This window comes from Xanthomonas sp. NCPPB 2866 (assembly GCF_041475745.2).
Lineage (GTDB): Bacteria > Pseudomonadota > Gammaproteobacteria > Xanthomonadales > Xanthomonadaceae > Xanthomonas > Xanthomonas arboricola.
Genome location: NZ_CM192975.1, coordinates 898,587 through 920,339 on the forward strand (window position 1 = coordinate 898,587; position 21,753 = coordinate 920,339).

Below are 21,753 nucleotides of genomic sequence, written 5' to 3' on the forward strand. Positions count from 1 at the left end.
CGGTGGGCGGGCAAGGACCAGTCGAAGATGGTCGGTGTGCATTGCTTTCAACAAACAACCTGCAAGCTCTTTGGTGCGGTGTCCTTACCGATTGCAACACCGTGTGGCGGCATGGCTGCCGTCACCGAGGCCCCAGCGACAGATTTATGTCGTGTCCCGCGAGCGCTGAGGGCACCGCGCACTCGACCCAGGGTAGCGCACTGCGTTTTCTAGCATCACCCGCGCACAGGCGCATCGCCGGCCACGTAGTAGTCGGCGGTGCTGCGCGGCAGCGGCGTGCGGCCACGCATGCGGTCGGCGATCTTCTCGGCGATCATGATGGTGGTGGCGTTGAGGTTGCCGGTGATGATGCGCGGCATGATCGAGGCATCGATCACCCGCAGGCCGTCCATGCCGTGTACGCGGCCCTGTCCGTCGACCACCGCCATGTCATCGGTGCCCATCGCGCAGGAGCAGGACGGGTGATACGCCGTCTCTGCGCGTGCGCGCACGAAGGCATCCAGCTCGGCATCGGTCTTGCAGTCCGCGCTCGGGCTGATTTCACGGCCACGATAGGCATCCAGTGCGGGCTGGGCGATGATCTCGCGGGTGATGCGGATCGCATCGCGAAATTCCTGCCAGTCCTGATCGGTGGACTGGTAGTTGAACAGGATCGACGGATGCTGGCGCGGGTCGCGCGACTTGGCATGCACGCGCCCGCGGCTGGGGGTGCGCATTGAGCCCACATGCGCCTGGAAGCCGTGTTCCTTCACCGCATTGCTGCCGTTGTAATTGATTGCCACCGGCAGGAAGTGGTACTGGATGTTGGGCCAGTCGAATTCTTCGCGCGTGCGGATGAAGCCGCCGGCTTCGAACTGGTTGCTGGCCCCGGTGCCGGTGCCGGCGAACAACCACTGCGCACCGATGGCGGGTTGATTCCACCATTGCAATGCCGGATACAACGATACCGGCTTGGTGCAGGCGTACTGGATGTAGACCTCCAGGTGGTCCTGCAGATTCTGGCCAACGCCGGGCAGGTCGTGCACTAGTTGCACGTCGAGTGCGCGCAATAGATCCGGCGCGCCGACACCGGAGCGTTGCAGCAGCTGTGGCGAGGCAATTGCGCCAGCACACACCAGCACTTCGCGGCGCGCATGCGCGTCGATGCCCTCACTGCTGTTGCCGACCAGGTAATGCACGCCGATCGCGCGCTTGCCGGCAAACAGGATGCGGTCGGTGGTGGCATGGGTGACGATGTGCAGGCCATCGCGCGGACGTGCCATGTCCAGATAGCCGCGCGCGGTACTTGCGCGACGCCCCTGCGGCGTCACCGTGCGGTCCATCGGCCCGAAGCCTTCCTGCTGGTAGCCGTTGAGATCGTCGGTGCGCGGGTACCCGGCCTGCACGCCGGCGTCGACCATGGCATGGAACAGCACGTTGTTGTCGTTCTTCGGCGTGGCCACGCTGACCGGGCCTTCGCCGCCGTGATAATCGTTGGCGCCGATGTCGCGCGTCTCGGCCTTGCGGAAGTACGGCAACACGTCGCGGTAGCTCCAGTCTTCCAGGCCCGGTCGCTTGGCCCAATGGTCGAAATCCAGTGCATTGCCGCGGATGTAGCACATGCCGTTGATCAACGACGAGCCGCCCAATCCCTTGCCGCGCCCGCATTCCATGCGCCGGTTGTCCATATGCGGCTCCGGCTCGGTCTCGTAGGCCCAGTTGTAGCGACGGCCCTGTAACGGGAACGCCAGCGCCGCCGGCATCTGGGTGCGGAAATCCAGCCGGTAATCCGGCCCGCCGGCTTCCAGCAGCAACACGCTGACGCCCGGATCTTCGGTCAGGCGCGCGGCCAGCACGTTACCTGCCGAGCCGGCGCCGATGATGATGTAGTCGTATTCGCGTTGCATGGGGTTCTCCTTGTTGCGGTGCCGGTGTGAAGCGGCTTTCAAGACGATTGCGCGGTGGGCGGCTGTTCTTGTTCGAAATGGCGGCGCGGTCTACAGGCTTCAGCTCGCGCAGCTCGCCGGTGTCGCCGGTGACGGCCTGCCAGGTGGCGTCGGCCGGTCAAAACACCGAGGCGTAGCGTTCCAGTTCGACCTGGATGGATTTGGTGCGGGTATAGGCCTGCAGCGTGGCCAGGCCGTTCTCGCGACCCACGCCGGATTGCTTGTAGCCGCCCACCGGCATCGCTGCCGGCGACTCGCCCCAGGTATTGATCCAGCAGATGCCCGCCTGCAGGCGATGGATCAGCCGATGCGCGCGCGCCAGATCCGGTGTCACCACACCTGCGGCCAGGCCGTAGGTGGTGGCATTGGCGCGCGCGATCGCTTCGTCTTCGTCGTCGTAGGTGAGCAGGCTCAGCACCGGGCCGAAGATCTCCTCGCGCACGATGGTCATCACGTCGGTGCAGTCGCTGAAGATGGTCGGTGCGACATAGCAACCTTGTGCCAGCGCGCCATCGCGCAGACGTTCGCCACCGCATAGCAGGCGCGCACCCTCGGCCTTGCCCTGTTCGATGTAGTCCAGCACGCGCTGCATGTGCGCGGCGCTGACCAGCGGGCCGAAGGTGGTGCGCGCGTCCAGCGGGTCGCCGATGTGGATGCGTTGCACGCGTGCCAGCAGCCGCGCCTCGAAGGCGTTGCGCAGCGCGCGCGGCACGAACACGCGCGTACCGTTGGTGCAGACCTGCCCGGAGCTGTAGAAGTTGGCCATCATCGCGATGTCGGCGGCCAGATCCAGGTCGGCGTCGGCGCAGACGATCAGGGGCGACTTGCCGCCCAGTTCCATGGTCACGTCCTTCAGCGACGAACTCGAGGCACTGGCCATCACCTTGCGCCCGGTCGCGGTGCCGCCGGTGAAGCTGATCTTTTCGATCTGTGGGTGCTCGGTGAGCGCGGTGCCCACGCTGGCGCCGTCGCCGGGGAGCACGTTGAACACGCCATCGGGCAGGCCGGCCTCGGTGAAGAGTTCGGCCAGCTTGAGTGCGGTCAGCGGTGTCACTTCGCTGGGTTTGAAGATCATTGCGTTGCCGGCCGCCAACGCGGGCGCGGCCTTCCACAGCGCGATCTGGATCGGGTAATTCCACGCGCCGATCGCGCCGACCACGCCGAGCGGCTCGTGCCGCGTGTAGAAGAAGCTGCCTTCGCGCAGCGGTACCTGTGCGCCCTGCAGCGCCTGCGCCACGCCAGCGTAGTACTCCAGCACATCCGCGCCGGTGACGATGTCCACGCTGCGGGTTTCGCTCAGCGGCTTGCCGGTGTTGAGCGTTTCCAGCTCGGCCAGCGCATCGTTGCGCTCGCGCAGCAGCGCCACCGCACGCAGCAGGATGCGCGAGCGTTCCACCGCGGTCAGTGCCGCCCATTGCTGCTGGCCGGCCGTGGCGCTGTCGACCGCGGCATCCAGGTCGTCGGCACCGGCGTTGTGCACATTGGCCAGCACCTCGCCGGTGGCGGGGTTGACCACCTCGAAGGTGTGGCCGCCGCGGGCGGGAACGTAACGGCCGCCGATATACAGCAACTGGTCGGGAAAACGTGGCATGAAAAAACCTCCTGTGGGGCGCACGCGGCAGCGGCGGCACCTCAGCGAGTGAGATGCAGGAACTGCAGGTGACGCTCGTATTGATCGATGATGTCGTTGATGATCTGCTCGCGGCTGTAACCGACCAGGTCGTAATCCTGGCTGCCTTCGTACAGATACACTTCGGCGCGGTAATAGCGTTGGTTGCGCAGGCGTTGCGCGGCGAAAGACGGCGTCAGGTAGCCGCGCATCACCACCTGGTAGCGGAAACCCTGCTGCTCGCCGTGGTCGACGCTGATTTCCATGTCGTCGTCGTCCAGCCGGCTGCTGACCTGCCAGCCTTCTTCCTGCAGCTGTGCGGTGACCGCTTCGATCGCCGGGCGCACCTGGTCGTGCATGAAGCGATAGACCTCATCGCGCGCCGGGAAATGCATCGCCTGGCCCAGGCGCTGACGCCAGCCGCGGTGATGCCGCGATTGCCCGATCAGCGGGCTGGGGCTGTAGAGCTGCGCACGCTTGCGTTGCGATTCTTCGCTGAGCGCGCGCGACAAGCCCCAGGCCATCAGCAACAACACCGCAGAGAACGGCAGCGAGGCCAGCACCACTGCCGATTTCAATGCGTCCATGCTGCCGGCCAACAGCAGGCCGCCGGTCACCACGGCGGTGAGCACGCCCCAGAACACGCGCAACCAGCGCGGGCCATCGTCGTGCGGCTCGCCGCCGTGCGATGACAGCGTGGACAGCACCACCGTGCCGGAATCGGCAGAGGTGACGAAGAACACGAAGCTGATCGCCACCGTCACCGTGATCACCGTGCGGCTCCACGGGTAGCTTTGCAACAGCGAATACAGCACCGTCTGCGGCGCATCGATGGCCTGTTGCGCCAGCGCGCCCTGGCCGTGATGCAGTAACTGGTCCAGCGCGCTGTTGCCGAAGATCGACAGCCACGCCAGGGTGAAACCGAGCGGTATCAGCAACACGCCGAGCACGAATTCGCGAATGGTGCGGCCGCGCGAAATACGCGCGATGAACAGGCCCACGAATGGCGCCCAGCCGATCCACCACGCCCAGTAGAACACCGTCCAGTTGCCGAGCCAGTCGCTGCGGCCGCCGTAGGCGTACACATCGAAACTCTTGTTGACCACACTGCCCAGGTAGTCGCCCAGGTTCTGGATCAGCGCGTTGAGCAGATACTGCGTGGGGCCGGCGAACAGCATGAACAGCAGCAGCGCGATCGCCAGCAGCATGTTGATGTCCGACATCCAGCGCACGCCTTTCTCGACGCCGGACACCGCCACCACGATCGCCGCGCCCATCATCGCCACGATCAGCGCGATCTGCACCCAATGGGTATGCGGCACATCCATCAAGGTGCTCAGGCCGGCGTTGAGATGCAGCACGCCAAAGCCCATGTCCGCGCCCAGGCCGAACACGGTGGCCACGATGCCCAGCGCATCCACGGTGTAGCCGATCGGCCCGTTGATGCGCTTGCCGATCAGCGGATACAGCGCCGAGCGCAGGGCCAGCGGCAGGTTGTGGCGGAATGCGAAATACGCCAGCGCCATCGCTGCCAGCGCGAACACGCCCCAGCCATGCAGTCCCCAATGCAGGAACAGCAGCTGCATCGCCTGCCGCGCGGAAGCTTCGCCGCTGCCGGTGCCGCCCTGCGGCGGTTGCAGATAATGGGTGAGCGGTTCGGAGACGCAGAAGAAGAACAGCGTGATGCTGATGCCCGCAGCGAACAACATGCCGGCCCAGGAGAGATAGCTGAATTCCGGTTCGTCGTGATCGGCGCCGAGCTTGATGTTGCCGTAGCTGGACAAGGCCACGCCAAGCACAAACACCAGATACACCGTCATCGCCAGCAGGTAGTACCAGCCGACATTGCGCGAGGCCCAGGTCTGCGCGTCCAGCAGCACGCGGCCCGCTTCGAGCGGAAACAGCGACACCAACAACGCAAACGTACACACCACCGTGGCCGCCAGCACGAACACCGGGCGCAGGGTGCGCACCGGCAACAGCTGCGGCTCAACCGCACTCATGCCGACACACTCATATGACGCGTATCACGTGCTGTGCTCCCAACGAAAAACCGCCTGCGTTATCGCACAGGCGGTGTCGAGGGGGTGTCATCGGTCGAGTCCGCCAGTGCGAACCCGTAGCCACTTTGCGGGGCGGCTAGCGCAGCAGCTGCAGCGGCACGCGGATATCCATGCCCACCGCAAGATGGTCGGAGAACGCGGCGGGAATCGCTTCGATATGCTCGATGGTCAGGCTGTCGCTGACCAGGATATGGTCGATCGCCCGGTCCGGACGCCAGCTCGGAAACGTATGCACTTCGCAGCTCGGCGGCTGTAACCGCGTGTGCCGGTACAGCGCCTGCATTTCCGGCCGGTCGGCCATGCAGTTGAAATCGCCCATCAACATCGCGTTGGGATGCTCGGACAACAATTCGGCGATGAAGGCCAGCTGCGCCATGCGCGAATTGGCGCCCAGTGACAGATGCGCCACCGCCACCGCCAGGCCTTCGCGCCCCTGCCCGAACTTGGCTAGCAGGATGCCGCGCCCGCCGATCCGGCCGGGCAGGGCGTGATCCTGCACTTCCAGCGGTTCCAGCTTGCTGAGCAAACCATTCGCGCTGGAGGCCACCCCGCCCATGCGGCGGTTGGGCTGGTGGCTCCAGTAGTGGAAGCCGGCGCGCTCGGCCAGATAGTGGGTCTGGTTGGTGAAGCCCGAGCGCAGGCTGCCCGGGTCGGCCTCTTGCAGGCCGACGATGTCGCGCTCGCCGGCCAGCTTGGCAATGCTGTCCAGGCTGGTGCGCTTGCTGCCCAGCGGCAACGCATGCGACCAGCTGCGCGTGACGTAATCGCTGTAACGGCGGGTGCTGGAGCCGGCCTGGATATTGGCCGTCAGCACCCGCAGGGTGCGCGAATCCGAAGCGTTCACAGGGCGGCGATCGACAGGATCACTTGGCCAGCGTGGCGCGTTCGCGCGCAATCAGGTGATCGGCAATGCGCAGCATGTCCGGGAAGCTCTGGCCCTTGACCAGGTACTTGCCGTTGACGATCAGCGACGGGGTGCCGGTGAGCTTGCTGCGGGTGGCGAACTGCTTGGCGCGGTTGGTCTTGGCCGACACGCCGAAGCTGCTCATGGTGTCGATGAAGGTCTTCTGGTCCACGCCGTACTTGGCGTAGAACGCGGCGATGTCCTGCACCGAATCCTTGCCGCGCTCGCCCTTGAGGGTCTGCTCGGTGTGGATGGCCTTGTACAGCGCTTCGTGGGTCTTTTCCTGCACGCCCAGGGTTTCGGCGGCGTAGAACGCACGGCCGTAGTCGTCCCACGGGCCGCCGAACATCGCCGGTACGTAGACGAAGTGCACGTCCGACGGCAGGCCGGCCTTCCACGGCCCGATCAGCGGCTGGAACGCGTTGCAGGCGGGGCAGACATAGCCGAAGACCTCGGCGACTTCGATCTTGCCGGCGGCCTGCTGGTACGGCTGGCCGCCTTCGATATCCAGATAGTCGGTGCCGGCGACCGGCTCGGGGCCGTTCGGCGCGCGCGGTGCGGCGCTGGGGGCGGCGGCCGGCGGGGTGCTGGCGCTCTCGCCAACTGCAGGCGGTGCGGCGGGATCGGCGGCCGGCGTGGCAGCGGCCGGAGCAGGTGCCGTTTCGGCAGCCGGCGTGGTGGAGGCAGGTGCGGTGTCGGACGAGCCGTCCTGGGCCTTGCAGGCGACCAGGATCGGCAGCAGCGCCATCAGCGTCAGGGCGAAGCGGGTCTTCATCGGATTGGATCTCCAGCGTGGGGCGAGGAAAGGGCCGGACGGCCGCGGGGCGCATGATGCCACGGGCGGCCGTCGGTGGCGGTTACGCGGTTCAGCGCTTGGCAGGCGCAGCGTGTTCGCGGGCGATCAGGTAGTCGGCCACGCGCAGCATGTCCGGGTAGTTGCGCGCGCCGATCAGATAGCGCCCGTTGACGATGATCGCCGGGGTGCCGGGCAGCTTGCTGCGCTTGGCGAACTCGCGCGCGGCATCGAGCCTGGCGTCGACCGCCTGGCTCTTGTAGGTCTCGATGAAGCGCTGCTGCGGCACGCCGTAGCCAGCGTAGAAGGCGGCCAGTTCCTCCGGGGCGACGTTCTGGGTCGGCACGGTCTGCTTTTCGTGGATCGCCTCGAACATGGCGCGATGGCTGCGCTTGGCCACGCCCAGGATGTCGGCGGCGAAGTAGGCACGCGCGAAGGCATCCCAGAACCCGCCGAAGGCCGCCGGCACCGGGGTGAAGCGCACATACGACGGCTGCTTGGCCACCCAGGCCTCCAGGGTTGGCTCGAAGTGCGCGCAGTGCGGGCAGGTGTAGCCGAACACCTCGACCACTTCCACCTTGCCGGCCAGCGGCGCGTACGGCTGGCCGCCGTCGATGACGATGTAGTCGTCGCCCTCGACCGGCGGGGCGTTCTTGTCGGCGGCACAGGCCGCCAGCGGCATCAACAGCAACAACAGCAGGGACAGGCGGGAAAACAGATTCATGCAGGCTCCGTGGGGGTGGGACGGGGGAGGGCGGGAAACGACGACGCCGGTCGCGGGACCGGCGTCGTGACACGCTGTGGCGGTTGCGGCGGTCAGCTCATGAGCGTGCGGGCGTTGCTGTGGGCAGTTGCGCGGCGGCGGCATCGTCGGCGCGGTCGTGCAGACCCTGCAGATAGCTGGCCAGCGCCTGGATCTCCTGCTCGGTCAGCGGGTGCGCCACCTGCGCCATGATATTGAACAGCGCCGGGTTGCGCTCCTGGGTGGTGCCGGCCTGGTATTCCTTCAGGCGCCGCGCCACGTACTCGGCATGCTGGCCGCCCAGGCGCGGATACGCCGGGCCCGGATTGCCGCTGCCGGACGGCCCATGGCAGGCCATGCAGGCCGGCACGCCGCGCGCGACATCGCCACTGCGGTAGAGCTTCTCGCCGACTTGGTAAAACTTCAGGCCCTGGTACGGCCCCTCGTTGACCACCGCATCGTCGGCCACCCCGGCAGCGGCTTTTTGCGTGGCGAAGTAGGCGCCCAGGTCGCGCATGTCCTGCGCGGTGAGGTCCTTGACGAACGGCACCATCACCGCCGACATGCCGGTATTGCGCTCGCCGCTGGCGATCAAGGCGACCTGGTGCGCCACGTAGCGCTCGGTCTGGCCGGCGATGCGCGGGTACATGGCCACCGCCGGATTGCCGTCCGGGCCATGGCAGGCCGCGCAGGCGGCGGCCTTGGTCTGACCGGCCTTGGCATCGCCCCAGGTGGTCTTGGACAGGTCCACCTCCAGCGGGGCAATGCGCACCGGCGGCGGATCGGGGATCGGCGTGACCGCCGACTGCGCAAACGCCACGGCGGCGATGACCGGCACGGCGAGGGCGGCGAGGACTAGCACACGAGCATGGCGCATCAGCTAAAGCTCCGTATGGACCCGGCCCGCGCGCGTTGGGTGCTGGCTGTGGCAGGCGTGCTTCGATTATCGACACGCCTTTGCGCCAGGGTCAACGAACAGTGCAGCAAAACCGTCAGGCCCCGAACGTGCGATCCTAGGGAGATGTCGCTCCTTATCGAACAAGCCCGCTACCACCTGTCCGCCCACAACGCCCGGCAATTGCCCGACGATGGCGGCTACGAGGTCGCCTTCGCCGGCCGCTCCAACGCCGGAAAATCCAGCGCGCTCAACGCGCTGACCCGCCAGAACGCACTGGCGCGCGTGTCCAAGACCCCCGGCCGCACCCAGCAGCTGGTGTTCTTCCAGATCCAGCCCGAGCGCTATCTGGTGGATCTGCCCGGTTACGGCTACGCCAAGGTGCCGCAGGACCTGCAGGCGCACTGGCAGGCCTTCATCGACCGCTATTTCCGCACCCGCGAAGCCCTGCGCGGGCTGGTGGTGGTGATGGACATCCGCCATCCGCTCAAGGATTACGACCTGCAGATGCTCGGCTATGCGGCCGAGCGCGGCCTGCCCGCGCATGGTTTGCTGACCAAGGCCGACAAGCTCGGCCGTGGCCAGCAGATGCAGACGCTGCAGAAGGTCAAGAAGGAAGTGACCTCGCGCTTCGGCGACAGCGTGACCGTGCAGACCTACTCCGGCGAGTCGCGCCAGGGCGTGGACGAGTTGCGCGGCATCGTCGGCGGCTGGCTGGGCCTGGACGTCGCGGCGCCTGCCGCGGAGTGAGCCGGGCCTGGCGCATGACGCCTGGCCTTCAGAGCATCAGGACGGCGAGCCAGGGCTCGCCGTTTTTTCATTGCGGCACCGCGCCGAATTCGGTCGGCACCCATCCGAACGCCTTGCCCTCGCGGCGTACATGACCCAGGCCCGGGAACGGCAGATGCGCGCCGGCCACCCACCAGCGGCCGTCGGCGGCCTGCGCCAGCAGGCGACGCCGTGAGGCGATCGCCTTGCTGCGGTCGCTGTCGGCCTCGAACGAGGCGTCCGGCCGGGCAAACTGCACGGCGTGGTAGTGCAGCACATCGCCCCACACCAGCACCGTGTTGCCGGTGCCGCCGTCGAAGCGATAGGAGACGTGGCCGGGCGTGTGGCCCTGGCTGTCCAGCGCGGTGATGCCGGCCGGCAATGCGCTGATGCCGGGCTGGAAGCGGCGCAGCCGACCCTGGGCCTGATACGGCGCCACCGCCGCGCGTGCCAGCGGGAAGGCGAACTGCAGCGTCGGCACGGCACCGGCCTCCGAGGCCGGGTCCAGCCAGTACGCGGCATCGGCCTCCGACAGCCACACCGTGGCGTTGGGAAAGGCCGGCCTGCCCTGTGCATCGAGCAGCCCGCACAGGTGGTCCGGATGCGCGTGGGTGAGCAGCACATCGTCGACCTGGGCGGGGTCGTAACCGGCGGCGCGCAGGTTACTCAGCACCTGACCCAGGCCGGGCCCCAGGCACTGCGCGGTGCCGGTATCGACCAGGCTGAGGTGGCTGCCGTCCTGGATCAGATAGGCGTTGACTGCCGTCTGCAGCCCCTTGCCGTCTTCGGGCACGTAGCCCTGCGCGAGCAGGCGGTCGCGCTCTGCCGGGGCCACGTTGGACAGCTGTTGCCGCGTCAACGCCACGCTGCCGTCGAACAAGGCGGTGACGCGCAGCGTGCCGATGCGCTGCAGGTAGAAGCCGGGGACCTGTGCGTGGGTGGATGCGGGCGCAGCGGCGTGCGCCAGCGTGGCGCTTGCGGCGAGCAACAGCGGCGTCAGTGGACGCAGGGCGGAAAAAACAGACATGAGCAACTCCAGGACAGGCGGCAAGCGCCGCGGTGTCGTCATGCTGGCCGCGGCGACCTGCGCGATTCGCTCATTGCGCTGCGCGAAGCGCTCGCGTCGGCGATCTAGCGGCTATTGCCGATGCTGGCCGGATCCAGCCCGTAGCGCTGCTGGAAGCGCTGACTGAAGCTGCGGGTAGAGCGATAGCCGGCCCGCGCGGCCACGGTCTTGAGCGGCCAGCGCGTGCTGTAGAGCAAGGCCATGGCGTGCGCCAGCCGCGCGTCGGTGATCAGTTCGCGCAGCGAGCGGTGTTCGGCGGCCAGATGCCGGCGCAAGGTGGCGCCGCTGATGCCCAGGCTGTCCTCGATATCGCGCGAGCGCCACGCCCGCTGCGGTTGCGCGGTGATCAGCGTACGCACCTGCTCGGCAACGCTTGGCGCCGGCGGCAGCAACAGGCCGCCATGGCCGCGGCGGCAGAGGGTGACGACCAGTGCTGCTAGCGCCAGACGTGCTTCGGTATACAGGCCGTGTTGCAGCGCATCGCGCCATTGCCGCAGCGTCAGCGCGAAATCGATCGCCGGCAGTTGCGCGATGTCGGCGCCGGCCTCGGGCAGCGGCTCGTTCCACAATGCGCGTGCAGCGGCCAGCGCCTCTTCGCAGAGGGGGACCACCACGCTCAGGTAGAGCCCGGTCTGCGGGTCGGGCGTGTTGATCACATCGATGCGGCAACGGCGCGTCACCAGGAACAGGTCGCCCGGCACGAACTGCAGCGATTGGGTCGCGCTGCGCACCTGCTTGCGGCCCTGCAGCACCATCGCGAACTGCGCCTGGGTCAGATCCACCGAGCGCGCCCCGTGTTCGCGCCGCGCACTCACGCAGGCAAACCCTTCGGCGCGCTCGCAATGCAGCAGGCTGGCCATCTGCGCGAGCAGGGCGTCGGTGGGTGTGGGCGCAACGGTCATGGCCGGGCGATGCTACAGGATCGCGGCTGCGCGGCTGCGGACGATCAAACGCCGTGCATCCGCGCCTGCGGGAAGTTGCGGGGGGCCAGTTTCAGCCTGGACGGTTGCGGCCTGCGGCGTTCTCCGTCACGCCCGGCCCCGGGTGCCGCGGTCACGCCAGCGCTTGCTGCCTGCCTCGGCCACGCCGTGCGCATGGATGGAAATGTCAGACCCGGCCGATGGCAGCAATTCTTTCCATGCCCTGCGGTTATAGTGCGGGCCTTGCGGTGGCAGGGGAGGACCCCCACATCGTTCCCCTAAATTTTTTTGCGAGCCTGCCCTTGTCGAGTCCCAGCCACGTTGCCGAAACGCCGATCACCGAACGCGCGGAGCTGGTCCAGGTGCTGGCCTCCGGCGAGAAGCCCAGCGCTGACTGGCGGATCGGCACCGAGCACGAAAAGTTCGGCTTCCAGCTCGACGACCTGCGCGCGCCCACGTTCGAAGGCGAGCGCGGCATCCAGGCATTGCTGACCGGGTTGACCCGCTTCGGCTGGGAGCCGGTGCAGGAAAACGGCCACACCATCGCGCTGCTGCGCGACGGCGCCTCGGTGACGCTGGAGCCGGCCGGCCAGCTAGAACTGTCGGGTGCGGCAGTGGAAACCCTGCATCACACCTGCGTGGAAACCGGCACCCATCTGGACGAGGTGGCGCAGGTGGCCGGCGAGTTGCAGCTGGGGTTCCTGGGCATGGGCTTCCAGCCCAAGTGGCGCCGCGATGAAATGCCGTGGATGCCCAAGGGCCGCTACCAGATCATGAAGAACTACATGCCCAAGGTCGGCTCGCTCGGCCTGGACATGATGACCCGCACCTGCACGGTACAGGTCAACCTGGATTACGCCACCGAAGCGGACATGGTGAAGAAGTTCCGCGTGTCGCTGGCGTTGCAGCCGATCGCCACCGCGTTGTTCGCTGATTCGCCGTTCACCGAAGGCAAGCCGAACGGCTACCTCAGCTACCGCTCGCACATCTGGACCGACACCGACGCCGACCGCACCGGCATGCTGGACTTCGTGTTCGAGGACGGCTTCGGCTACGAGCGCTATGTCGATTACCTGCTCGATGTGCCGATGTATTTCTCCTACCGCGACGGCGTCTACGTCGATGCCAGTGGGCAGAGCTTCCGCGACTTCATGCAGGGCAAGTTGCCGGCATTGCCGGGTGCGTTGCCGACGCTGCGCGACTGGTCGGACCACATGACCACCGCATTCCCGGAAGTGCGCCTGAAGAAGTATCTGGAAATGCGCGGCGCCGATGCCGGCCCGTGGGACCGCCTGTGCGCGCTGTCGGCGTTCTGGGTGGGGTTGCTGTACGACGACACCGCGCTGGATGCGGCCTGGGATCTGGTCAAGGATTTCAGCACCACCGAGCGCCACGCGCTGCGCGATGGCGTGCCCAAGCATGCGCTCGGCCTGCCGTTCCGTAACGGCACGGTGCGCGATTTGGCGGTGGAAGCGGTCAGGATCGCCCGCGAGGGCCTGCGTCGGCGTGCGCGCCTGAATGCCGATGGTCAGGACGAAACCGGCTTTGTGGATGTGATCGCCGAGATCGCCGAGAGCGGTGTTACCGCCGCCGAGCGCAAGCTGGCGCTGTATCACGGTGCATGGAAGGGCGACATCGATCGCGTGTTCCGTGAGTTTGCGTACTGAGCGCTTGCTGATCGCAGCAGTGGTCGCGCGCGGCTGATCGATCGCGCGGATCGTTACCTGCCGGCGTGAACTCTCGCGTGCGCGCCGGCCTGCACCGCCGAGCCCGCGGGCGAGATAACGCGCCCTAGCCCAGCCCTAGCGCCGCTCCGGCATGCACGGCAGGCGCACCGTCACCCGCAGGCCGCCACCTGTTGCACGGTTGTCCAGGCGCAGGTCGCCGCCATGCGCCAGCACGATGCTGTGCGCCACCGACAAACCCAGCCCGATGCCGCCGGTGTCGCGATTGCGCGAGGACTCGCCACGCACGAACGGCAACAGCAGCTGTTCGCGCTGGGTCGGGTCGATGCCGGGGCCGTCGTCGTCGATCCACAGCACGCCCTCTTCGCCGTCGCGCTGCAGTTGCAGGCGCGCGCGCTTGCCGTATTTCAGCGCGTTCTCCAGCAGGTTCATCACTGCGCGCCGCAAGGCCAGCGGGTCGCCATCCAGGGTGATCGCCGGGCCGGGCAGCAGTTCGGCATCGGCGCCGATGTCGGTGGCGTTGTCGACCACGCTTTCCACCAGCAGGCGCAGGTCCAGCGGCGCGCGTTTGCCGCGGTGGCGATCGTTCTGGATGAAATCCAGCGCGGCGGAAATCATCGCCTTCATCTCGTCGATGTCGGCCAGCGCCTTGTCGCGCAACGGCGGCTGCAGGCCGTCCAGGCGGAACGACAGGCGCGCCAGCGGCGTGCGCAGGTCGTGCGCGATCGCCGCCACCATGTGGGTGCGTTCGTTGATCAGGCGGTTCAGGCGGGCCTGCATCGCATTGAACGAATCGGCCGCGCGCACGATCTCCGGCGGGCCGCTGCGTTGCAGTGCGGCAGCATCCGGGTTGCGGCCCAGCCGGTCGGCGGCTTCGGCAAAGCGCTTGATCGGCGCCGACAGCGCGCGCGAGAACCACCACGCCAGCGGCACGTTGGCCAGCAGGCCGGCCAGGAACAGCAGCACCACATGGGTCTTGAACTCGGCCGACAGCCGCCGCGGTGGCGACTCGACCGTGCGCCAGCGGCCATCGGGCTGTTGCAGCGCGGCGGTGAAGCCGTCCAGCAAGGGCACGCCCGGGGTCAGGCGCTCGCTTTCCCAGGCGCCGGGGCTGTCGTCCGGACGCAGTCCATTGCCGAACGGCGGGGCACCGGGGGGGCGATCGTGCGGCCAGTCGCCTGGCGCCGGCGGCGAGCGCTGCAAGGCCTCGTGGCGATTGCCGGTGTAACTGGCATCGCCATCATCGGCCCCGAATGCCTGCGATTGGCCGGGCATGCGCGGCGGTGGAGACATGCCGATGCGCGGGCCCTGGCGATCGTCGGCGCTGCGGTAGAAGCGCACGCGCTGCTCGGGGACATCCAGCCAATGGGCCAGCAGCATTTCGGCGAACCCGTCGCGCACCTGGCCTGCCGGCGGCAGCGGGGCCTGGGCCGATTCGTGCACCGTCAGGGTCTGGGTGCCGGCCGGCATGCGCGTGGACAGCAGCGCCACCACCTCCGGCGGATGCACCGGCGGCTCGTAGACCGGAGTGCGCATCACCAGCAGGGCGATACCGACCGCCTGGGCAGTGAGCAGTGCCACCGCCAGCAGCACGAAGGTACGGGCAAAGATCGACAGCCCGCGACGTGCCGGTTTGCTCACAGACGCGAAACGCCCGGCAGCAGCATGTAGCCCTCGTTGCGCACGGTGCGGATCAACTCGGTATGCACGCGCTCGTTGATCTTGCGGCGCAGGCGGCTGATCTGGCTGTCGATGGCGCGGTCGTAGACGTCGGTATCGCGGCCCCGGGCGTAGTCCAGCAACTGGTCGCGGCTGAGCACCCGCTGCGGATGCTCGACGAAGGTACGCAGCAGCGCGAACTCGCCGTCGGACAGGTTGATGAAGATGCCGGTAGGGTCGCGCAGGTCGCGCCGCACCACGTCCAGCCGCCAGCCGGCGAACTCGTAGACATTGCCACGGTGGTCGGCCTGCTCGCTGCTGGCCTGGCTGCGGCGCAGCAGGGCGCGTACCCGCGCCAGCAGTTCGCGCGGATTGCAGGGTTTGGCCAGGTAATCGTCGGCGCCCACTTCCAGGCCGATGATGCGGTCGGTGTCGTTGCCCAGCGCGCTGAGCATGATGACCGCAGGTGAACCGCGCTCGCTGGCCAGCGCCCGCGCCGCGCTCAGGCCGTCTTCTCCAGGCATCATCACGTCGAGTACGATGAGGTCCGGGCGGCGCTGGGCGATGCTCTTGCGCATCTCCGCCACGTTTTCGGCAACGTCCACCTGGTAGCCGTGGGCGCTGAGGAACTCGCCGATCAGCTTGCGCAGGTCCGGGTCGTCGTCGACCACAAGAACGCAGGGTTGTTGCATGTCCATGGAGATCATCGTCGGTGGCGCGGAGCTTGGCCCGCGCAGGGTGGTGGCGACCGGGTACATGGTGCTCGCAGTTGCAGGGCTGGAGCACGCATCATAATGATTGAATTTGTCAACCTTTGGCACACGTGTGACGCAACATGACAGAACGGGACATCGCGCAGGAAACCGGGCCATCGACACTGTGGCGTAGCAATGGCGAGTGTACGCATGACAAGGCGTTTCCGATGATGCGGGTGATCAGCCGCGACAACGGCGTGGGCCTGACCCGGGACATGGTGCTGATGGCGCAGACGCTGCGTGCCGGCGGCATACCGGTGCAGGAAGTGGGCTTCACCAGTCAGCGGCTGCACGACACCGCACGCGAAGCCCGTCTGTGGGCCAGTCGCGCGCTGTTCGGGCGGGTGCCGGTGCAGATCTTTTCCGAGCGCGTGTATGCGCGCTGCCTGCCGCTGGGCCAGACCAACCTGCTGGTGCCCAATCCGGAATGGTTGCTGCCCAAGTGGCTGCCGCGGCTGCCGCAGTTCGACGCGGTGTTGTGCAAGACCCATCACGCGGAGCGGATTTTCCGCAGTCTGGGCTGCACCACGCGGTTCATCGGCTTCACCAGCCCGGATCGCTACGACGCACAGGTCGTGCGTCAGCGTGCGTTCTTCCATCTGGCCGGGCGCAGCACCGCCAAGGGCACCCGTGTGCTGCTGGAGACCTGGCAGCGGCATCCGGAATGGCCGCTGCTGACGGTGGTGCAGAATCCGCGCACGGCCGGCAAGCCGGTGGTGGCGCCGAACATCGACCACCGCGTCCGTTATCTCGACGACGCCGAACTGCGCCGCCTGCAGAACGCGCACCTGTTCCATCTGTGCCCATCCGAGGCCGAAGGCTTCGGGCATTACCTGATGGAAGCGCTGAGCGTGGGCGCGGTGACGCTGGCCACCGACGGTGAGCCGATGAACGAACTCGTTAGGCCCGAGCACGGCGTGCTGATTCCGGTGGCCGAGGTGCACCAGCGGCGTCTGGCGTCGTACTACTTCGTGGACGCGGCGGGCATTGCGCAGGCGGTGGAAACCGCGCTCGCCTTGTCGCAGGCGCAGCTGGATCAGCTGTCGGCCAACGCGCGGGCGTTCTACCAGGCCAACGATGCCGCATTCGCCGCGCGCTTTCGCAATGCGGTGCTGGCGTCGTTGCCGGCAGATGCGGCGGACGTCGCCACAGACGTGGCCCAGGCGGTCGTCGAGAACTGATGCGTTAGCCCCTGGCTTGGCCGGGACACCGCTCTGACAAAGCCCCGGCGTGTTGGATACAGCACGGTGCTGGCGTGGTCCCAGGTCTTGCACGCTGCATGACGGCGCACGCCAGCGATCGGCGCGCAGCGGCAAATGCACGACATATCGCGATGCAACGCTCTCCCTGACCAAGCGGGTATATCCCGCTATTGCCATGTGCGTGCGGTACGCGCATGCGCCATCCAGCCAGGGAGATCGACGATGGTCCAGACACGCACCACAGCCGTTGCCATCAGTGCATTGCTCGCAGTGCTCGGCCTGGGCGGCTGCGCCAGTTTCTGCGGCGCGCCTTCCGGCGGGCCACCGCCGCCGCCCGCGCCACCACAGGCACAGCGTGGTCCGCCACCGCCACCGCCACCGAGTGCGAGCGATCTGGCCGCGATGCAGGCCTGTGCTCAAGAGCAGGGAGTGGCCTTGCCCCGGCCAGTTGCGGCCACGCCGCATCCCGATGCGCCCACGCAGGGCATGGACCGCAGTGCGTTTGAGCGCTGTCTGGCCAGCAACGGCGTGCGGCGGCCAACGCCGTTGCCCGGCGGGCCCTGGCGCGACGGCCCGGCGCCAGATCGCCCGCACGGGCCTGGCGAACCACATGGTCCGCCACCCCACGATCCCGACTTCGACGCCGCGTTGCAGGCCTGTGCCACCGCGCAAGGCATCGCGTTGCCTGCGCCTGACGCGCCGCCCCTCGGCCCGCCTCCGCCCGCGCTGTCGCAATGCCTGGAGGCCGAAGGTTTTGCGCCACCGCCGCGGCATGGCTGATCGTGCTGATCACGCCGCCCGTCGGTTCCAGCTGCTGGCGGCGACGCTGCAGCTGGAGTGAGTTGCGCAGGAGCGGCGGTCGCCCTGCACGATGCATTGCTGGATCCGGACGAAGCGGACGCTGGCCGCGCTTGGCGGCCTCTACCTGGGTTCTCTGACAATCGCCAGGCAGTCGCGAGTCCGATTGAAGCGATTTCCCTCCGTGATGCTTCAGCCGGGTCCTATCCGTACGCCAGGCAGTCGACGACACTCGGCAGTGTCGAGCACGCTACTGACAAGCTCTTCGCCATCGATTGCGCACTGTGTGGGCTCACCCGGTACGAATGATCGACGACGATGCGCGCAGGCAAGAGCCGGCCACGATGAGTGCCGTGCCCGACGACACCATGCAGGACAACGCGGCGCTGCGGGACGAGCTTTCCGGCATGCGTCGCCTGCATGCCCTGCAGGTCAGCCTGGCGGCACAGGCCGATGCGCGCATCGCGCTGCAGGAGATCACCACGCTTGCCTGTGCCTTCGCGCGTACCGACTGCGGCTGCGTGCAACTGGTCAGTGCACACAACAGCGAGATGGAGCTGCGTGTCTATCGCGGACATGACGAACGCAGCGCATTCGTCCAGCAGTTCCTGAAGGACGGCTTCCAGGCGACCTGCGACAGCGTGCGGCGCGAACGCCGGCAGTTGGTGATCGAGGACATCGAAACCTTCACCCCGTTGAAGGGAACGCCCGATTATGAGGCCGCGCTGTGCAGCGGCATCCGTGCTGCCCAGTTCACTCCGTTGTTCAATCGTGCCGGTGGCCTGCTGGGATTGCTCGGGACCCAGTTCACGGTGCCGTATCGGCCTGCGGAGCACGAACTCAGATTGCTCGAACTGCTCGCATGGACGGCTGCCGACTACATCGAGCGCCATCGCGGCGAGCTGGCCTTGCGCATGAGCGAGTCGCGGCTGGCCGCGCTGTCGGCGGCAAGTTCCGAGGTGCATTACCGCATGAGCGCCGACTGGGACGAGATGCACCAGCTGACCGCCGGCGCACGCACTGCCGATGCGATGGCGACCAGCCGTTCCTGGATCATGGATTACATCCCTGCAGAGGATCAGGCGCTGGTGCGGAGCAGGATCGATGCAGGGATCCGCGCGCGCAGCGCGATCGTGTTCGAGCACCGGGTGCGACGCGCCGATGGCAGCATTGCGTGGATGGCGACCAAGGCGGTACCGGCACTGGATGCGGACGGGCGCATCACCGAGTGGTTCGGTGCCGGCGCCGACGTTACCGCGCGCAAGCAGGCCGAGGAACATCTACGCGAAAGCGAGGCGCGGCTGACCTATGTGCTCGATCAGGTTCCGATCGGAATCGGCCTGTTCGATACGCAAGGCCGCTTCACCTACCGTAATCCACAACTGCGTGAGCAGCTGGCAGAGCGGGTGCCCTCGCGCGAGTCATTGCAGGAGCAACCGTGGGCCGGGGTCGACCAGCAGGGGCGGGCGGTTGCGATCGAGGAATTTCCCTGCGCCCGTGCGCTGCGTGGCGAAGATGCGACCATGCCGGTGGATTTCCTCGATCCCCGTGACACTGCGCAGCGCTGGTTGCGCATCACCGCGGTGGCGCTGCGCGAAGAGGATGGTGTGACCGGTGGCGTTGCGGTGGTGCAGGACGTCACGGTGCAGCGCCAGGTGCAGACGGAAGTGGGCGCGCTTGCCGAGCGCAATCGCGACATCCTCGAAAGTATTTCCGACGCCTTCTATGGCGTCGACGCGCAGGGGCGCTTCACCTACATCAACCAGAAAGCCGAGCTGCTGTGGGGGCGTTCGCGCGACCAACTGCTGGGAAACCTGCTGTGGGAGCAGTTTCCCGACTCGATCGGGTCGCTTCCGTATCAGGCGCATGTGCGCGCGGCACAGACACGCCAGGTGGTCAGACTGGAAGCCTTGTCGCCGGCATTGGGGTACTGGGTGGATATCAGCATCTATCCCACCAACGATGGCGGCATGTCGGTGTATTTCCGCGACATCTCCGACAAGAAACGCGCCGACGCGCGGCTGCGTGCCAGCGAAGAACGCTTCCGCACCGCATTGACGATCGAAACCGTCGGTGCGACCTACTTCGACATGGGCGGCCGCCTCACCGATGCCAACGACACCTTCCTGAAAATGAGCGGCTACAGCCGTGCCGACGTGGAAGCGGGCACGCTCTCCTGGCAGGCGCTAACCCCACCCGAAGCCAGGGACCTGTGCGAGCGGGCGTTCGAGGAACTCAGGACCAAGGGCAGCGCCACACCGTATGAGCGCCAATACCTGTGCAAGGACGGAACCCGGCGCTGGGCCCTGTTTGCGTCCAAGCGCTTGCCCGACGGCACCGGCTTCGAGTTCGTGCTCGACATCACCGACCGCAAGCTCACAGAAGCGGCGCTGCGCGAGGTGCAGGACCGCAATGCCTTCCTGCTGAAACTCTCCGACGCGCTGCGGCCGCTGTCCGATCCGGCTGCGATCCAGGGCGAGGCCGCGCGCGTGCTGGGCGAGCATCTGGCCGCCGGCCGCGCCTACTACGTCGAGGTGGATGCCAGGGCGCAGCAGTACGTGGTCGAGCGCGACTGGCATCAGCCCGATGAAACCAGTCATGCACGTCGTTTCGCGTTGACCGACTGGCCGATGCCCTGGCTGCTCGACGCGCAGACCTGGGTGGTGCGCGATGCCGCCACCGATCCTGCATTGCCCGACGATCAGCGCGCGGCCTATCTGGGCAACCAGATCGCTGCGCTGATCGTGGTGCCGCTGATCAGGGACGGCCAGCTGGTGGCGACCTTCGTGGTCAATCAACGCAGCGCACGCAACTGGAATGCCGCCGAGATCCTTCTGGCAGAGGAAACCGCCGAGCGCACCTGGGCAGCGCTGGAGCGTGCGCGTGCACAGGGCGCGCTGCTCGAAAGCGAGGAGCGCTACCGGGTGATTCTGGAGAGCGCGCTCGACTACGCAATCTTTACCACCGATACGCGCGGACACATCCAGACCTGGCCACCGGGAGCGGAGGCGGTGTTCGGCTGGACCGCGGAAGAGGCGATCGGCCAACACATCGCGATGACCTTCGTTGCCGAAGATCGCCTGACCGGCGTGCCGCAGCGCGAGATCGAGCAGGCGCATTACACCGGCGGCGCGCCGAATGTGCGCTGGCATCAGTGCAAGGATGGCCGGCACGTCTTCATCGAAGGCGCAACGCGGCCGCTGCGCAATGGCAGCGCCGAGCCGCTGGGCTATCTCAAGATCGGCCAGGACGTGACCCGACGACGGCAGTGGGAAGATCGCCAGCAGGTGTTGCTGGCCGAGCTGCAGCACCGCACGCGTAATTTGATGGGTGTGGTGCGTGTGGTCTTCAATCGCACGCAGCGCAGCAGCAAGACCATCGCCGAGCTGGCGCTGATCTACAACGATCGCCTGGATGCCCTGGCGCGCGTGCAGGGCCTGCTGTCGCGCCTGAACGAGGGCGATCGTATCCTGTTCGACGAATTGATCCGGGTCGAGCTGTCGGCCATGGGCGCGATCGATGCGCAAGGCCAAGGCGACCGCGTGACACTGGACGGCCCCGCCGGCGTGCGTCTGCGCTCCAGCACCGTGCAGACCTTTGCGCTGGCCCTGCATGAGCTGGCGACCAATGCCAACAAGTACGGCGCGCTTGCACAGGCCGGCGGCCAGTTGCGGGTGCGCTGGCGCCTGCTGGGTACCGCCAAGGGCACCCGCCTGCATATCGAGTGGAGCGAGACCGGTGTGCATATGCCGGCGCCTGGCGAAGCGGCGCAGGGCTCCGGCTATGGGCGCGAGCTGATCGAGCGCGCGTTGCCGTACCAGCTGCAGGCCGAGACGACTTACGCGCAGGGGCCGGACGGCGTGCGCTGCACCATCGAGCTGCCGGTATCGCAGAGCATGCGTCTGGACAGCGACGACAGCTGACGGGCGCGTGTTGCGCCTGCACATGCCCGCCAATGGCGTGCTGCAG

General features: G+C 67.3%; 16 protein-coding genes. 5 read left to right on the plus strand and 11 right to left on the minus strand.

Features of this window, described 5'->3' with window-relative positions; all coding sequences use genetic code 11:
- Window positions 1-215: 215 nt before the first annotated feature.
- The 7 genes from betA to ACCQ04_RS03810 form a co-directional block, all read right to left on the minus strand.
- The gene (betA, locus tag ACCQ04_RS03780) at window positions 216-1,886 is read right to left on the minus strand and encodes a choline dehydrogenase (protein ID WP_102252824.1); all 1,671 of its coding nucleotides are present in this window, start codon (window positions 1,884-1,886) and stop codon (window positions 216-218) included.
- Between the two features lie 157 nt (window positions 1,887-2,043).
- Window positions 2,044-3,516, minus strand: a complete 1,473-nt coding sequence (gene betB / locus ACCQ04_RS03785; protein WP_024940791.1) for a betaine-aldehyde dehydrogenase — start codon at window positions 3,514-3,516, stop codon at window positions 2,044-2,046.
- A 41-nt stretch (window positions 3,517-3,557) separates the two neighbouring features.
- Window positions 3,558-5,537, minus strand: coding sequence for a choline BCCT transporter BetT (gene betT, locus ACCQ04_RS03790; protein ID WP_226426821.1), 1,980 nt, complete (start codon window positions 5,535-5,537; stop codon window positions 3,558-3,560).
- A 136-nt stretch (window positions 5,538-5,673) separates the two neighbouring features.
- Window positions 5,674-6,411, minus strand: a complete 738-nt coding sequence (locus tag ACCQ04_RS03795) for an endonuclease/exonuclease/phosphatase family protein (RefSeq protein ID WP_024940789.1) — start codon at window positions 6,409-6,411, stop codon at window positions 5,674-5,676.
- 49 nt (window positions 6,412-6,460) lie between these two features.
- Window positions 6,461-7,276 (minus strand): thiol:disulfide interchange protein DsbA/DsbL, encoded by an 816-nt coding sequence (locus ACCQ04_RS03800; RefSeq protein WP_226426820.1) that lies wholly within the window; start codon window positions 7,274-7,276, stop codon window positions 6,461-6,463.
- Between the two features lie 91 nt (window positions 7,277-7,367).
- Window positions 7,368-8,018, minus strand: a complete 651-nt coding sequence (locus tag ACCQ04_RS03805) for a thiol:disulfide interchange protein DsbA/DsbL (protein ID WP_024939456.1) — start codon at window positions 8,016-8,018, stop codon at window positions 7,368-7,370.
- Window positions 8,019-8,115: 97 nt separating this feature from the next.
- Entirely contained in the window at window positions 8,116-8,913 is a 798-nt protein-coding gene (locus ACCQ04_RS03810; protein WP_164738852.1) for a c-type cytochrome, read from the minus strand.
- A 144-nt stretch (window positions 8,914-9,057) separates the two neighbouring features.
- Between ACCQ04_RS03810 and yihA the strand changes: the two genes are divergently transcribed.
- The gene (gene yihA, locus ACCQ04_RS03815; RefSeq protein WP_024939454.1) at window positions 9,058-9,681 is read left to right on the plus strand and encodes a ribosome biogenesis GTP-binding protein YihA/YsxC; all 624 of its coding nucleotides are present in this window, start codon (window positions 9,058-9,060) and stop codon (window positions 9,679-9,681) included.
- A gap of 67 nt (window positions 9,682-9,748) precedes the next feature.
- Here yihA and ACCQ04_RS03820 read toward each other — a convergent pair whose 3' ends face one another.
- Both ACCQ04_RS03820 and ACCQ04_RS03825 read right to left on the minus strand, forming a co-directional pair.
- Window positions 9,749-10,726: an MBL fold metallo-hydrolase gene (locus ACCQ04_RS03820; RefSeq protein WP_226426819.1), complete on the minus strand. Its 978-nt coding sequence runs from the start codon at window positions 10,724-10,726 to the stop codon at window positions 9,749-9,751.
- Window positions 10,727-10,830: 104 nt separating this feature from the next.
- On the minus strand, window positions 10,831-11,667 hold the full coding sequence (locus tag ACCQ04_RS03825) for a helix-turn-helix transcriptional regulator (RefSeq protein ID WP_024939452.1): 837 nt from the start codon (window positions 11,665-11,667) through the stop codon (window positions 10,831-10,833).
- Between the two features lie 320 nt (window positions 11,668-11,987).
- On the opposite strand from ACCQ04_RS03825, the gene ACCQ04_RS03830 reads away from it, so the two are divergent.
- Window positions 11,988-13,352, plus strand: a complete 1,365-nt coding sequence (locus ACCQ04_RS03830) for a glutamate--cysteine ligase (protein ID WP_104577217.1) — start codon at window positions 11,988-11,990, stop codon at window positions 13,350-13,352.
- Between the two features lie 135 nt (window positions 13,353-13,487).
- Here ACCQ04_RS03830 and ACCQ04_RS03835 read toward each other — a convergent pair whose 3' ends face one another.
- Entirely contained in the window at window positions 13,488-15,011 is a 1,524-nt protein-coding gene (locus ACCQ04_RS03835) for an ATP-binding protein (RefSeq protein ID WP_226426818.1), read from the minus strand.
- On the minus strand, window positions 15,008-15,727 hold the full coding sequence (locus ACCQ04_RS03840; protein WP_087962308.1) for a response regulator: 720 nt from the start codon (window positions 15,725-15,727) through the stop codon (window positions 15,008-15,010). The genes ACCQ04_RS03835 and ACCQ04_RS03840 overlap by 4 nt, the downstream gene beginning before the upstream one ends.
- A gap of 137 nt (window positions 15,728-15,864) precedes the next feature.
- Here ACCQ04_RS03840 and ACCQ04_RS03845 point away from each other — a divergent pair, with 137 nt between their 5' ends.
- The 3 genes from ACCQ04_RS03845 to ACCQ04_RS03855 all read left to right on the plus strand — a co-directional run bounded on the left by ACCQ04_RS03845 (window position 15,865) and on the right by ACCQ04_RS03855 (window position 21,707).
- Window positions 15,865-16,965, plus strand: coding sequence for a glycosyltransferase (locus ACCQ04_RS03845; RefSeq protein ID WP_226426817.1), 1,101 nt, complete (start codon window positions 15,865-15,867; stop codon window positions 16,963-16,965).
- Window positions 16,966-17,472: 507 nt separating this feature from the next.
- On the plus strand, window positions 17,473-17,766 hold the full coding sequence (locus ACCQ04_RS03850) for a hypothetical protein (RefSeq protein WP_081280581.1): 294 nt from the start codon (window positions 17,473-17,475) through the stop codon (window positions 17,764-17,766).
- Between the two features lie 362 nt (window positions 17,767-18,128).
- The gene (locus ACCQ04_RS03855; protein ID WP_226426816.1) at window positions 18,129-21,707 is read left to right on the plus strand and encodes a PAS domain-containing sensor histidine kinase; all 3,579 of its coding nucleotides are present in this window, start codon (window positions 18,129-18,131) and stop codon (window positions 21,705-21,707) included.
- Window positions 21,708-21,753 lie beyond the last annotated feature (46 nt).